The 14,846-nt window shown below is 62.1% G+C and carries 11 protein-coding genes and 1 tRNA gene; all 12 read left to right on the forward strand.

The features are described from left to right. The first annotated feature begins 2 nt into the window (after positions 1-2). The 12 genes from nuoL to pnp all read left to right on the forward strand — a co-directional run bounded on the left by nuoL (position 3) and on the right by pnp (position 14,740). The gene (gene nuoL, locus AAF358_17945) at positions 3-1,964 is read left to right on the forward strand and encodes an NADH-quinone oxidoreductase subunit L (protein ID MEM7707445.1); all 1,962 of its coding nucleotides are present in this window, start codon (positions 3-5) and stop codon (positions 1,962-1,964) included. After that, on the forward strand, positions 1,961-3,487 hold the full coding sequence (locus AAF358_17950) for an NADH-quinone oxidoreductase subunit M (protein ID MEM7707446.1): 1,527 nt from the start codon (positions 1,961-1,963) through the stop codon (positions 3,485-3,487). The genes nuoL and AAF358_17950 overlap by 4 nt, the downstream gene beginning before the upstream one ends. A 27-nt stretch (positions 3,488-3,514) precedes the next feature. Beyond that, positions 3,515-4,960: an NADH-quinone oxidoreductase subunit NuoN gene (gene nuoN, locus AAF358_17955; protein ID MEM7707447.1), complete on the forward strand. Its 1,446-nt coding sequence runs from the start codon at positions 3,515-3,517 to the stop codon at positions 4,958-4,960. Positions 4,961-5,056: 96 nt separating this feature from the next. After that, a tRNA-Met gene (locus AAF358_17960) sits at positions 5,057-5,133 on the forward strand. 161 nt (positions 5,134-5,294) lie between these two features. Further along, the gene (locus AAF358_17965; protein ID MEM7707448.1) at positions 5,295-5,705 is read left to right on the forward strand and encodes a hypothetical protein; all 411 of its coding nucleotides are present in this window, start codon (positions 5,295-5,297) and stop codon (positions 5,703-5,705) included. A 165-nt stretch (positions 5,706-5,870) separates the two neighbouring features. Then, on the forward strand, positions 5,871-6,404 hold the full coding sequence (gene rimP, locus AAF358_17970; GenBank protein ID MEM7707449.1) for a ribosome maturation factor RimP: 534 nt from the start codon (positions 5,871-5,873) through the stop codon (positions 6,402-6,404). Between the two features lie 47 nt (positions 6,405-6,451). Beyond that, entirely contained in the window at positions 6,452-7,945 is a 1,494-nt protein-coding gene (gene nusA / locus AAF358_17975; GenBank protein ID MEM7707450.1) for a transcription termination factor NusA, read from the forward strand. Positions 7,946-7,956: 11 nt separating this feature from the next. Further along, positions 7,957-10,518, forward strand: coding sequence for a translation initiation factor IF-2 (gene infB / locus AAF358_17980; GenBank protein MEM7707451.1), 2,562 nt, complete (start codon positions 7,957-7,959; stop codon positions 10,516-10,518). Between the two features lie 24 nt (positions 10,519-10,542). Beyond that, positions 10,543-10,983: a 30S ribosome-binding factor RbfA gene (gene rbfA, locus AAF358_17985; GenBank protein MEM7707452.1), complete on the forward strand. Its 441-nt coding sequence runs from the start codon at positions 10,543-10,545 to the stop codon at positions 10,981-10,983. Between the two features lie 119 nt (positions 10,984-11,102). Beyond that, entirely contained in the window at positions 11,103-12,086 is a 984-nt protein-coding gene (gene truB / locus AAF358_17990; protein ID MEM7707453.1) for a tRNA pseudouridine(55) synthase TruB, read from the forward strand. A gap of 189 nt (positions 12,087-12,275) precedes the next feature. Then, positions 12,276-12,545, forward strand: a complete 270-nt coding sequence (gene rpsO, locus AAF358_17995; GenBank protein MEM7707454.1) for a 30S ribosomal protein S15 — start codon at positions 12,276-12,278, stop codon at positions 12,543-12,545. Positions 12,546-12,640: 95 nt separating this feature from the next. Then, positions 12,641-14,740, forward strand: coding sequence for a polyribonucleotide nucleotidyltransferase (pnp, locus tag AAF358_18000; GenBank protein ID MEM7707455.1), 2,100 nt, complete (start codon positions 12,641-12,643; stop codon positions 14,738-14,740). Positions 14,741-14,846: the final 106 nt, after the last annotated feature.

The raw sequence follows: 14,846 nt of genomic DNA on the forward strand, positions 1-14,846 counted from the left end.
CGATGCAGAATCAATATCTTGCGATTGCCCTTGCTCCGCTCTTTGGCGCCATCGTGGCCGGGCTTTTCGGACGCCAGATCGGCCGCGCGGGCGCGCATTGGCTGACGATTGCCGCGGTGACCGTGTCCACGGTCCTGTCCCTGGACGTGATGCGCCGGTTCCTGTTTGAGGGACTGGAGGTTCACAACGAGACGGTCTACACCTGGCTGGTGAGCGGCGGCGTCCGCTTTGAGGTTGGGTTTCTGGTGGACAAGCTGACCGCGCTGATGATGTGTGTGGTGACCTTCGTCTCGCTGATGGTGCACATCTACACCATCGGCTACATGAAAGACGATCCGGGCTATCAGCGGTTTTTCGCCTACATCTCGCTCTTTACCTTCGCCATGCTCATGCTGGTGATGGCCAACAACTTTATGCAGCTGTTTTTTGGCTGGGAAGCGGTCGGCGTGGTCTCCTATCTGCTGATCGGCTTCTGGTACAAAAAGCCCACGGCCATCTTTGCCAACATGAAAGCGTTCCTGGTGAACCGGGTCGGGGACTTCGGCTTCCTGCTGGGGATCGCTGCGGTGCTGATGACGTTCAATAGCCTCGATTATGCGGAGGTGTTCGCCGCTGCGCCCGCGCTCAGCAACGAGACCATCGAGCTGTTTGACGGCAAACCCTGGAACCTGATGACCGTGACCTGCATTTTGCTGTTCATCGGGGCGATGGGTAAGTCGGCGCAGGCGCCGCTGCACGTGTGGCTTCCGGACTCGATGGAAGGCCCGACGCCGATCTCGGCGCTGATCCACGCCGCCACGATGGTGACCGCCGGTATTTTTATGGTGGCGCGCATGTCGCCGCTGTTCGAGCTCACCGAAACGGCGCTGAGCGTGGTGCTGGTGATCGGTGCGCTGACCGCGTTTTTTATGGGGCTGATCGGCCTGGTGCAAAACGACATCAAGCGGGTAGTGGCCTACTCGACGCTGTCCCAGCTCGGATACATGACGGCGGCGCTCGGCGCGTCCGCCTACTCAGCAGCGGTCTTCCACCTGATGACCCACGCGTTTTTTAAGGCGCTGCTGTTCCTGGGCGCCGGCTCCGTGATCATTGCGCTGCACCACAAACAGGATATGCAGGAGATGGGCGGGCTGCGCAAGTACATGCCGATCACCTACATCACCGGCGTCGTCGGCACGCTGGCCCTGATCGGGTTTCCGGGCTTCTCGGGGTTTTACTCCAAGGACGCCATCATTTCGGCCGTTGGCCATATCGATCGTGTCGGCACGGGCCTGGCTGAGGTGCTGCTGATCGCCGGCGTGTTTGTCACGGCGCTTTACAGCTTTCGGTTGCTGTATCTGACGTTCCACGGCACGCCGCGGATGGACGAGGAAACGCGGTCGCACGTGCACGAGTCGCCCTGGGTGGTGACCCTGCCGCTAGTGCTGCTGGCGATTCCCTCCATCGGCATTGCCTGGTTCACGACCGAACCCCTGCTGTTTGGTGATTTCTGGGGTGATGCCATCTACGTAGCGCCCGGCCATGACCCGCTGTCCCACCTCCGGGAGATCTGGCACGGTCCGGCCGCCTTTGCGCTACATGGCTTTGTGACGCTGCCGGTCTGGCTTGCGCTGGGTGGTACCGCGCTCGCGACCTACGTGTATCTCTTTAATCCGGCGCTGGCCGCCACGGCTTCGAAGGCCCTAGCACCGTTAAGGGTTGTGCTGGAGAAAAAGTATGGCTTCGACGAGCTGTACCAGTTTCTCTTTGCCGGCGGCAGCCGGGGCATGGGCAAGCTGTTTTGGCGCGGCGGTGACCAGACGGTGATCGACGGCCTGCTGGTCAACGGCAGCGCTCGAACCGTCGGCTGGCTGGCGGGCATCGTTCGCAAGATCCAGACAGGCCGGCTCTACGGCTACGCGTTTGCGATGATTATCGGACTGATCGGACTGCTGGGCCTGATGGTCTATCGGGGGCAGGCATGACTATCGAATGGCCTGTGCTGAGTGTCCTGATCTGGCTGCCCATCGCCGGCGGCGTAGCGGTGCTGCTGGTGGGAGAGCGCCGGGCGGAGCTGGCCCGCTGGGTTGGGCTCGCCGCGACGCTGGCGACCTTCATCGCCAGCCTGCCGCTGTTCGGCGCTTTCGACCGCGGTACGGCCGAGATGCAGTTTCAGGAGCTGGCGCCCTGGATCCCAACCTTCGATCTGAACTACCACCTGGGGGTGGACGGTCTGTCCCTGCCGCTGATTCTGCTGACGACCTTCATCTCCGTGCTGGTCATCATGGGCGCCTGGGGCGCGATCCAGCAGCGCGTGGCGCAGTACCTGGCGGCGTTCCTGATTCTGGAAGGCCTGATGGTGGGGGTGTTTTGCGCGCTGGACGCGTTTCTTTTCTACGTCTTTTTTGAGGCCATGCTCATTCCGATGTTCCTCATCATCGGCGTGTGGGGTGGCCCCAACCGGGTTTACGCAACCATCAAGTTTTTCCTCTACACCTTCCTGGGCTCGGTCTTCATGCTGGTGGCGTTGATCTACCTGTACCTGAAAGCCGATTCCGCAGCGATCCTGGATCTGCACGCGCTGCCGCTCAGCCTGACGGAACAGCTGTGGATCTTTGTGGCGTTCCTATTGGCCTTTGCGGTAAAGATTCCGATGTTCCCGGTGCACACCTGGCTGCCGGACGCCCACGTGGAGGCGCCGACCGGCGGTTCGGTGGTGCTGGCGGCGATCATGCTGAAAATCGGGGGCTACGGTTTTGTCCGTTTCTCCCTCCCGATCACGCCCGATGCCAGCCTGAGCCTGGACTGGCTGCTGATCACCCTGTCGCTGATTGCCGTCGTCTACGTGGGGCTCGTGGCGCTGGTTCAGCAGGACATGAAAAAGCTGATCGCGTACTCGTCGATCTCGCACATGGGTTTTGTCACGCTCGGGATTTTCATCGCCTTTGCGATTCTGGCGCGCGGGGAGGGCAGCAGCGGGGCGGTGCTCGGGGTTGAAGGCGCCATGGTGCAGATGCTGTCACACGGCTTTGTGTCGGCGGCGCTGTTTTTCTGTGTCGGCGTGATGTACGACCGCATTCACTCGCGCGAGATCGCCGACTACGGCGGCGTGGTGAACACCATGCCCTGGTTCGCGACGTTTATGGTGCTGTTTGCGATGGCAAACTGCGGACTGCCGGGCACATCGGGGTTTGTCGGGGAGTTTATGGTGATCCTGGCCAGTTTCCAGGCCAACTTCTGGTACGCCGTGTTGGCTGGCCTGACGCTCATTCTCGGCGCCGCCTATTCGCTGTGGCTGGTCAAGCGGGTAATCTTCGGCGAGATCGGCAACAAGAAGGTCGAGCGGCTGGAAGACCTGAACTTCCGCGAGGCGGTCACGCTGGGCGCCCTGGCGGTGGCGGTCCTGGGTTTTGGCATCTGGCCGGAGCCCCTGGTTGAGCTGATGCACGTCTCCGTGGATAACCTGTTGACCCACGTCGCCCAGTCGAAGATCCAGGTGCAGCTATGACCAAGAATAAGACTGTGAGGAAGACCGGTGTTTGAAGCCAGTGAACTGATTCCTCTCCTGCCGGAGATGATCGTGCTGTTGATGGCCTGCGTGGTGCTGATCGTCGATCTCTACATCAGCGAACAGCGCCGGGGCATCATCCAGATTCTGTCGCTGGCGACGCTGATTTTTGCGGCGCTCGCCACGCTTCGCGTGCACGATGGCGACAGCATCATCGAGACGCAGCGCCTGCTGAGCGGAACGTTCGTTCGGGACCAGATGGGTGACGTGCTCAAGCTGTTTGTCTATCTGGTGATGGGCATGGTGTTTGTCTACGCCAAGACCTATCTACGCGATCGAAACCTGTACAAAGGTGAGTTCTTTGTGCTGTGTCTGTTCGGCACGCTCGGGATGATGGTGATGATTTCCGCGGGCAGCATGCTGAGCCTTTATCTGGGGCTGGAGCTGCTGGCGCTGTCCACCTACGCGCTGGTGGCGCTGGACCGCAACAACCCGATGGCCAGCGAGTCGGCCATGAAATATTTTGTGCTGGGGGCACTGGCGTCGGGCATGCTGCTGTACGGCATGTCGATGATCTACGGCGCCACGGGCAGTCTGGACCTGCTGGCCATCCAGGCGTCGGTCGCGGGTGCCGCTGACAGCGTTGTGCTGGCGTTTGGCCTGACGTTTGTTGTGGTGGGTCTCGCCTTCAAGTTTGGGGCCGTGCCGTTCCACATGTGGGTGCCGGACGTCTACCAGGGCTCGCCGACGGCAGTCACGCTATTTATCAGCTCAGCGCCCAAGCTGGCCGCGTTTGCGCTGGCCATCCGCCTGCTGAGCGATGGCCTGATCGGTCAGCTGCAGAACTGGCAGCTGATGCTGGTGCTGCTGTCGGTGGCGTCGCTGGCGATCGGCAACGTCGTGGCAATTGCGCAGACCAATATCAAGCGCATGCTGGCGTATTCCACCGTGTCTCACGTTGGTTTTATCTTCATGGGCATTCTCGCCGGGACTGAAGCGGGCTTCGAGGCCGCGATGTTCTACGCCATCGTTTACTCAATGATGTCGGTGGGGGCTTTCGCGGTTGTCATTGTGGTTTCCCGGGCCGGCTTTGAGGCGGAGAATCTGGAAGACTACAAGGGGCTTGCCCAGCGCAGCCCGTGGCTGGCGCTGATGATGATGATGATTCTGGCGTCGCTCGCCGGCTTTCCGCCGTTTGTGGGCTTCTTTGCCAAGCTGCAGGTGGTCAAGGCCGCGGTCGAAGCTGATCTGGTCTGGCTTGCGGTGGTATCCGTGGTGTTTGCCGTGGTCGGCGCGTTTTACTACCTGCGCGTGATCAAGCTGATGTATATGGACGAACCGGACACGCCGGAGCCGGTGACCACCGGCAGCGACGTGGGCGCGGTGCTGAGCGCGAACGGCCTGGTTCAGCTCGCTCTGGGCATCTTCCCCGGACCGCTGATCGCTTTGTGCGCGGCCGCGTTCCCCGGCTAGTTGGCCGGCATAGCGTCGCGCGGCAGAATTCTCGCCAGTATTCTTGTAGTGGTCTTGCAAGGCGAAAAGAAGTCCATATATAATTCGCGTCCCAGTTGCGGGGTGGAGCAGTCTGGCAGCTCGTCGGGCTCATAACCCGAAGGTCGCAGGTTCGAATCCTGCCCCCGCTACCAATATTCAAAAAGCCCGGTTCTCGCCGGGCTTTTTTTGTGGGTCTGCATCGGTGAATGGCGGGCGTGAAACGATCGGCCGCCGACTTTAGGCCGTGCCGCCGTTGGGTTAGCATCACGGGCTGAGCCTCTGACCCCACACGGACCACCTGGATTGTGAGCGCATGACCCCGGCTGAGATCATTACGCTGTCCCTGGAAATCGGCAATCGGATCGACGTCCAGTGGGGGCTGTTTGTGACGGTACACATGGCCCTGCTCGGCGCGCTGGCGTATGTCGATAAGCCGCTGCACCCGGCGGAGAAGCTGTTTGGCATTGCGGTCTACCTCGGGTTTGCGGCAATCAACTATGGTCAGATGAGCACCCAGCTCGAGCTTCTGACTGCCGCCTACGCGGACGTCGCTCGGCTGGCGGGGGAGTCCAGCGGCAGCGAACTGGTGCAGCGGATCGCCAGCGAGCAGCAGGGGGTTCGTCGCTACGCTTCGCTGGTTTTGAAGGTCAGTCATATCGCAATGCTGGTGCTGGTGATCCTCTCGCTGGTGTTTCATCCGATCCGGGCGAAACGTAAAGCGTAGCGCGGCTCGCGAGCCTCACCGACAACGCTTGCCGCTACCGGGCGCAAAAGGTAAAATCCCGCTTCGCCAAGCGCGGGCTCCCTCCGAATTCGGACAGTAACGCAGCTGGCAAGCGGAACTTCAGACGCGGCTCACAGAGTGCAGCACGTCTTAAAGAACGGGTTTATGGAGGCCTCCCTTGCGAGGCCTTTTTATTTCCCCAAGGATTTTGAGGGATGGGCCGCTGGCCCATTTTTTTTGGCTTTGTCGATCAAGACGGACATCGAAGAACTGTTGGCGCCCCTGGTAGAAGACCTGGGCTACGAGTGGGTGGGGCTCGAGTATCACCCCCATCCGAGCAACGGTGTGCTGCGCGTCTACATCGATCAGCCGGAAACCGGCATCGGGCTCGAAGATTGTGCGCTGGTGAGCCGCGAAATCAGCGGGCTGCTGGACGTGAACGACCCGATCGAAGGTCATTACAACCTGGAAGTGAGTTCGCCAGGAATGGACCGGCCGCTGTTCAGCGTCGACCAGTTTGCCCGTTTTGCGGGACAGCAGGTGAAGGTTTCGCTGCATGCGCCGGTGGAAGGTCGACGCAAGATCCGGGGCACGATCGGGGCTGTCGAAGGTCAAACGATCAGGCTGCTGGTCGATGACGAGGCCGTCGAGATTGATCATGCGGACGTGGCCAAGGCGCGTCTCGTACCGGAGTTCTGACGCAGGGCGCGGCAGATCCGGACCTAAAGAGTGTTGAGGGTGAAACGATGAGCAAAGAAATCCTGATGGTGGTGGACGCCGTCGCCAACGAAAAGGGCGTTGAGAAAGACGTCATCTTTGGCGCCATTGAGGCCGCACTGGCTTCTGCTGCTAAGAAAAAGCGAATGGACGACATCGAGTGTCGTGTTTCCATCGACCAGCAGACGGGCGAGTACGAGACCTTCCGGCGCTGGGAGGTGCTGGACGACGAAGAGCTGTTCGAAACTGAAGACCGCCACATCATGCTCGAGGACGCCCGCAAAGATCATCCGGATATCGAGGTCGGTGAATTTATCGAAGAGCCGATGGAGAACCCGGAGTTCGGTCGGATTGCGGCGCAGGCTGCCAAACAGGTGATCGTGCAGCGGGTTCGCGAAGCGGAGCGAGCGCAGGTGGTCGAAGCCTTCGCTGACAAAGCCGACACCCTGGTGAACGGCATCGTTAAACGCGTCGAACGCGGCAACATTTACCTGGACCTGGGCAGCAATGCCGAGGCGTTTGTTCCGCGCGAACGCACCGTGCCGCGCGAATCGGTCCGTCCCGGCGATCGCCTTCGGGGCTACCTCTACGAGGTGCGCTCCGAGCTGCGCGGTCCGCAGCTTTTTGTGACCCGCACGTCACCCCAGTTTCTGATCGAGCTGTTCAAGCTGGAGGTGCCGGAGATCGGCCAGGGCCTGATCGACGTGATCGCCGCGGCCCGGGATCCGGGCATGCGCGCCAAAATTGCCGTGCGGTCGAACGATCCGCGCACCGATCCCATCGGCGCGTGTGTCGGTATGCGCGGCTCGCGAGTCCAGGCCGTATCCAACGAGCTTTCGGGCGAGCGCATCGACATCATTCTGTATGACGACAACCCGGCGCAGTTTGTGGTGAACGCCATGGCGCCCGCTGAGGTGGTGTCCATCATGGTGGACGAAGAGAGTCAGTCGATGGACATCGCGGTTGCGGAGGACAAGCTGTCTCAGGCGATCGGTCGCGGCGGCCAGAACGTGCGTCTGGCCAGCGAGCTGACCGGCTGGCAGCTCAACGTGATGACCGAGGAAGCGGCGGAAGAGAAGTCGGACGCTGAGGCCGGCGCGGCCCGGGCCCTGTTTGTAGAGAAGCTCGACGTTGACGAAGAGATCGCCAACATCCTGGTCCAGGAAGGCTTCAGCAGCGTCGAAGAGGTGGCCTACGTGCCAGCGAGCGAGCTGCTGGAGATTCAGGAGTTTGACGAGGGTGTTGTCGAGGAGCTGCGGTCGCGGGCTCGTGATGCGCTGCTGACCCAGCTGATTGCGGTTGAAGAGAAGCTCGACGACGTTAAGCCGGCTGACGACCTGCTGGCGCTCGATGGCGTTTCGGAGCGGCTGGCGTTCCAGCTCGCAGCCCGCGGCATTGTCACCCAGGAAGACCTGGCTGAATGCGCGGTTGACGAAATCTTGGAAATTGACGGTCTCGACGAAGAGTCGGCGGCCGCGGTGATCATGGCGGCGCGTGCGCCGTGGTTCGCCGAGGAAGAGTAAGCGGAGTAACTATGTCTGATGTGACCGTAAGGCAGCTTGCCGAAGTGGTGGGCATTCCGATCGATCGAATGATGGAACAGCTGAGCGAAGCCAGCCTGTCTATCAGCGACCCGGATTCGACCATTTCCAACGCTGACAAAATGCAGCTTCTTACCCACCTGCGTAAAAGCCACGGCAAGGCGGAGCGCGACTTCACCGCACCCGACAAGGTGACGCTGAAGCGCCGTTCTGTAACCGAACTCAAGGTGCCGGCGGGCACAGGACGTGCCAAGACGGTGAACGTCGAGGTGCGCAAGAAGCGGACCTACGTCAAGCGCAGCGTCATCGACGAAAAGGAAAAGGCCGACCCGATGCGCGAAGAGGCGCAGCGCCGGCTCGAAGAGGTTCAGGCTGAGCGGGCCGCCGCCAAGGAGCAGGAGACCGCCGCAGAGCAGGAGCGCGAGCGGCTTCGCACCGAGCAGGAGGCTGAGCAGGCCCGGCTGGCGGAAGAGGCCCGGCTGAAAGAAGAAGCGCAGGAAGCTGAAAAGGCCGCCGAGGAGGCGCGCCTGGCGGCTGAGGAAGCGGCCCGCAAGAGCGAAGAAGAGGCCCGCCTGAAGGCTCAGCAGGAGCGCGCCCGAAAAGAGGCGGCGGAGCGGGAGTCGGAGCGCAAGAAGTCCAAGCGCAAGGAAAAGAAAGGCGACACGCGCTACGGGCGTTCCGAGCTGCACGTGGCCGCCGACAAGAGCGGCATGCGGCGCAGCGGCCGACGAGGTTCGCGGCGCAAAACGACCGAAACCTCCGATCAGCATGGATTTTCCCGGCCCACCGCGCCGGTCAAGCGCGAAGTGGATATTCCGGAAACCATTTCCGTGGGTGATCTGGCCCAGCGGATGGCGGTCAAGGCCACCGAAGTCATCAAAGAGATGATGAAGATGGGCATGATGGCCACCATCAACCAGACGCTGGATCAGGACACGGCGATCCTCGTCGTTGAGGAGATGGGCCACACCGCGCGCGCCGCTGAGGAAAAGGACATCGAGACGCAGCTGCGCGAAGAGTACGACGAGGCCTCGGAAGACTCCGACGTACGCCCGCCGGTCGTGACCGTCATGGGTCACGTCGACCACGGCAAGACCTCACTGCTGGACCACATCCGGCAGACGCGTGTGGCGGCCGGCGAGGCCGGGGGTATCACCCAGCATATCGGTGCCTACCACGTGACCACCGACAAGGGGGTCGTGAGCTTCCTGGACACGCCCGGCCACGCGGCCTTCACCGCGATGCGGGCCCGCGGCGCCCAGTCCACCGATATTGTGATTTTGGTGGTGGCCGCTGATGACGGCGTCAAGCCTCAGACGATCGAGGCGATTCAGCACGCACGTGCGGCCGAGGTGCCGATCATCGTGGCGATTAACAAGATCGACAAGCCGGAAGCGGATCCTGAGCGGGCACGCCAGGAGCTGTCCACCCACGAGGTGATCTCCGAGGAGTGGGGCGGCGAAGACCAGTTTGTGCACGTATCGGCCATCACCGGCCAGGGTGTGGACGAGCTGCTCGAGGCGATCTTGCTGCAGGCTGAGCTGCTGGAGCTGAAGGCCGATGCCACCCGGCGGGCTGCCGGCGTGGTCGTCGAGTCTTCGCTCGACAAAGGCCGCGGTCCGGTGGCCACGATCCTGGTTCAAAACGGCACGCTGCGCCAGGGCGACATGCTGCTGGCCGGTCAGGAATTCGGGCGCGTTCGCGCGATGTTCAACGAGGCGGGAGACACCATCGAGGAAGCGGGGCCGTCCATTCCCGCGCAGATCCTCGGTTTGTCCGGAACGCCAATGGCGGGTGACGAGGTGCTGGTGGTCGACAACGAGCGGAAGGCCAAAGAGGCTTCCTCTCAGCGTCAGGCGCGGCTGCGCGATGCGCGGCTGGCGCAGCAGCAGGCGGCCAAGCTCGAAAGCGTTTTCTCCTCGATGGGAGAGGGTGAGGTCAAGCAGGTGAACCTGCTGATCAAAGCTGACGTGCAGGGTAGTGCCGAGGCGCTCCGCGACTCGCTGACCAAGCTGTCGAACGACGAGGTGACGGTCAACGTCATCAGCAGCGGCGTCGGCGGTATCACCGAGTCTGACGCGGTACTCGCTCAGGCGTCCAACGCGATTGTGATCGGCTTCAACGTTCGGGCGGACGCTACGGCGCGCCGCATCATCCGCGAGGCGGAGATCGACCTGCACTACTACAGCGTCATCTACGACGCGCTGGACGAGGTCAAGAAAGCTATCACCGGCGTGCTGGGCACCGAGACCAAGGAGCAGATTGTGGGTCTGGCTGAGGTCAGGGACGTGTTCCGTTCCTCCAAGCTCGGCGCCATCGCTGGCTGTATCGTGCTGGAAGGTGTCGTGCGACGGTCTAACCCTATTCGTGTACTGCGCGACAACGTGGTGATCTACGAAGGTGAGCTGGAGTCGCTCCGGCGCTTCAAGGACGACGTGCAGGAAGTGCAGTCAGGCACCGAATGCGGCATCGGCGTGAAGCAGTACAACGACGTTAAGCCGAACGACCAGATCGAGTGCTTTGAGCGGGTAGAAGTTGCTCGCACGCTCGACTGATCCAGGCTTCGCGCTGGCCAGCTGATGGATCGCGAGTACGGACGCCATGATCGCGTCGCGGCGCTGCTGCGACGAGAACTCGCGCTGCTGATCCAGCGTCAGGTCAAAGATCCGCGCGTCAGGGACGTAACGGTTACTGACGTGGAGGTGACCGGCGACCTGTCGCTGGCGAAAGTGTATGTGGCGAGCGCTGATGAAAAAACGCTGCCCGAATCGGTGGCGGGTCTGAAGCGCGCCGCTGGGTATCTTCGGCGCGAGCTCGGTCAGCGGCTTACGCTGCGCATGGTCCCTGAGCTTCGATTCCTCGGGGACGATTCCGCGCAGCGCGGTGACCACATTGAATCGCTGCTGAAATCGGTGCTGCCGGCAGACGCGCCAGAGGAGGGCAGCGAGCCGGAGGACGACACGCTGGGCGCCGACGGAGAAGAGACCGGCGACGAGCCGGGTACCAAGAGAGACTCCTAGGCAGTAGCCCTACGCGAAGCCTCGCCGGGTTCCGGCGCCACCTTATCGCCACCAACCAGTGCGCGCCTGCCGCAGTACACCACGGACCCAGGCGCGCTTCGACATGATCGGGAGACCTCATGGGACGCCGCCAGCGTGGTCAAGCTATCGACGGAATTCTGCTGCTCGATAAGCCCGCGGGGATCAGCTCCAACCGCGCGCTGCAGCGGGCTCGCGGCATCCTGAATGCCCGCAAGGCGGGCCACACCGGGAGCCTCGATCCGTTTGCGACCGGAATGCTGCCGCTGTGTTTTGGACAGGCCACGCGCTTCAGTCAATATCTGCTCGACGCCAGCAAGTGCTATCGCGCCGTGGCGCAGCTCGGGCAGGCGACCGAAACCGGTGACCCTGAGGGTGAGGTGGTGGAGCGCCAGCCCGTCGGGGACTTCAGCGACGCCGAGCTGGCGGCGGTCGTGACGGACCTAACTGGGGTGATCGACCAGCGCCCGCCGATGTACAGCGCGCTGAAGCACGAGGGCAAACGGCTCTACGAGCTGGCCCGGGCCGGTATCGAGGTCCCGCGGCCCGCCCGGCAGGTCACAATCCACCGGCTTACCGCGAGACGACTGGGCGCTGATCAGCTGGAGCTGGAGGTTCATTGTTCCAAAGGCACTTACATCCGTACGCTGGTCGAAGATCTGGCGAGGGCGCTTGGGACGGTGGCGTTCTGCGCTGAGCTCCGCCGCCTGTGGGTCGGGCCGTTTGCCGAGCGGCCGATGCTTACGCTGGAGGCGCTCGAGGCTCAACCGTCCGCCGAGCGGCTGCTGCCCGTCGATTTTCCGCTGCGCTGGATGCCGCGGGTGTCTCTTGCTCCGCAGGATGCGACAGCCGTGCGTCATGGGCAGCTGCTGACCGGCAGCCCGCCAATCGAGCCAGCCGACAGCGGCGCTGGAACCGGTGATGGCGAAGCTGAGAGCCTGATCAGGCTTTACGCTGGCGAGGAGTTCCTGGGCCTCGCCCGACAAACGCCGGCTGGCCTGGCGCCAGCCAAGATCCTGCCGGTGTCGGAAGGACCGGTTTCGGAGCCCGGTGCGGCCCCCGCCCGAGGGGACCGTAGCACGTGAACCTGCGAACGAACCCTTACGGCCCGTTTCGGCAGGTGAAATTCCGGGTTTCGGCAGGCTTGTGAAGCGTTTGGGGCAACGGTACAATACGCGGTCCGAAAATCAGGCAATACCTATTATTCGCGAGGCGTTGGCGGGCCAACAGGGGTTCGGGTAACGACCTCGCATGTTTTTGTGGAGAAAAGAATCGTGTCGCTGTCTGCTGAAAAAGTAAGTGAAGTTGTCAAGGAATACCAGCTGTCTCCAGGGGACACCGGGTCACCGGAGGTGCAGGTAGCGCTGCTGTCCGCACGGATCAACGATCTTTCCGGCCACTTTGCCAGTCATAAGAAAGATCACCACTCACGCCGTGGTCTGCTCAAAATGGTCAACCAGCGGCGCCGCCTGCTGGCCTACGTCAAAGGTAAGGACGTAGATCGCTACAAGTCGCTTATTAAGCGCCTTGGCCTGCGACGCTGAAGCCCTGCTAGACCCTCGAACCCGGAATTTCCGGGTTCGCTTTTATATGCCTCCGGCACAACGGTGTGCCGACCTAGAAAATCAAGGATAAATTTGTGGCGAAGATCACTAAAACCTTTAATTACGGTGGCCGAAACGTCACGCTCGAAGCCGGCCAGGTAGCCCGTCAGGCCTCTGGCGCGGTGATGGTCAGCGTCGATGAAACCGTGGTGCTGGTAACCGCCGTAGGTCGCAAGGGCGACGCCGGCGATCGCGGGTTTTTCCCGCTCACCGTTAACTATCAGGAGCGTACCTACGCGGCCGGTAAGATTCCGGGCGGATTCTTCAAACGCGAAGGCCGGCCGACGGAAAAAGAAACGCTGGTGTCGCGCCTGATCGACCGGCCGATTCGCCCGCTGTTTCCCAAGGGCTTCATGAACGAAACCCAGGTCATCGCCACGGTGATGTCGCTGAATCCTGAAGTTGATTCCGACATCCCTGCGCTGATCGGCGCCTCGGCGGCGCTAGCGCTGTCCGGCCTGCCGTTTGCCGGCCCGATTGGGGCTGCGCGTGTTGCCTACATCGACGACGGCTACGTGCTGAACCCCGACCGCAGCGCTATGACGGAATCCAAGCTTGACCTGGTGGTCGCCGGCACGAAGAACGCCGTGCTGATGGTGGAGTCAGAGGCTGAGCTGCTGTCCGAAGAAATCATGCTGGGCGCCGTGACGTTTGGTCACGAGCAAATGCAGGCGGCGATCGATGCGATCAACGAAATGGTCGCTGAAGCCAACGTTGAAGCCTGGGACTGGCAGGCACCGACCCGCGACGAGAGTATCGATGGGAAAGTTGGTGAGCTGGCGGCGGCCGACCTGACTTCAGCCTATCAGATCGCTGACAAGATGGAGCGCTATGGCCAGGTGGACGCAATCCGCGCTCGGGTGATGGAAACGCTTTGCCCCGATGAAAATGCGGAGCTCGACCCGAAAGAAGTGGGCGCCGCATTCTCGGCGCTGGAGAAGTCCACCGTTCGAGAGCGGGTGCTCGCCGGCGAGCCGCGCATCGACGGCCGCGCCAAGGACACCGTTCGACCCATCGACGTGGAGGTGGGCATGCTGCCTCGTGTTCACGGGTCAGCGCTGTTCCAACGCGGTGAAACCCAGGCGATTGTCACCACAACGCTGGGAACCGGCCGCGACGCGCAGATCATCGACGCGATCGAGGGGGAGTACAAAGAACCCTTCATGCTCCACTACAACTTCCCGCCCTACTGTGTGGGGGAAGCGGGTTTCATGGGTGGTCCCAAGCGCCGCGAAATCGGACACGGCAAGCTCGCCAAGCGCGGCGTGGCGGCCGTGATGCCCGGCGACGAAGCGTTCCCCTATGTGATCCGGGTGGTGTCTGAAATCACCGAGTCGAACGGCTCAAGCTCTATGGCCAGCGTCTGCGGCAGCTCCCTCGCGATGATGGATGCTGGCGTGCCGCTGAAGGCGCCGGTTGCCGGCATCGCCATGGGCCTGGTGAAAGACGGTGATCGTTATGCGGTGCTGAGCGACATCCTGGGTGATGAAGATCACCTCGGCGACATGGACTTCAAGGTGGCGGGCACCGAAGACGGCATCACCGCACTCCAGATGGACATCAAGATCGAAGGCATCACCGCTGAGATCATGCAGACGGCGCTGACCCAGGCCAAGCAGGGGCGGCTGTTTATTCTGGGTGAGATGGCCAAGGTGCTCTCCGAGCCGCGCACGGAAATGTCCGAGTTTGCACCGCGTCTGATTCACTTCAAGGTGCACCCTGACAAGATCCGCGACGTGATCGGTAAAGGCGGCGTGACGATTCGCGCCATCACCGAAGAGACCGGCACCACCATCGACATCGCCGACGACGGCACGATCACCATCGCTTCGGTGAACAAGGAGGCCGCTGACGAAGCGCGCAGCCGTATCGAGCAGATCACGGCTGACATCGAGCCGGGTCAGGTGTTCGACGGCAAGGTTGCCCGGATCATGGACTTCGGCGCCTTTGTCACGATCGCCCCCGGTAAAGACGGCCTGGTGCACGTTTCACAGATCTCGCACGAGCGCGTCGAGAAGGTCAGCGACAAGCTGTCCGAGGGCGATACCGTTAAGGTGAAAGTGCTGGAAGTGGACAAGCAGGGACGTATCCGTCTGTCCATGAAAGCGCTGCTGGAGGAATCAGCGGAAGGCTGACGCTCCCGCAAATAGATTCGGGGTCAGGTTCAAGGGACAGAGTAGTTACTCTGTCCCGTGAACCTGACCCCAGCCCGTACGTTAGGTCGGATCCGCAACCTTCCGC

It is taken from the genome of Pseudomonadota bacterium, from assembly GCA_039033415.1.
In the GTDB taxonomy this organism is placed as follows: Bacteria; Pseudomonadota; Gammaproteobacteria; order Xanthomonadales; family SZUA-38; genus JANQOZ01.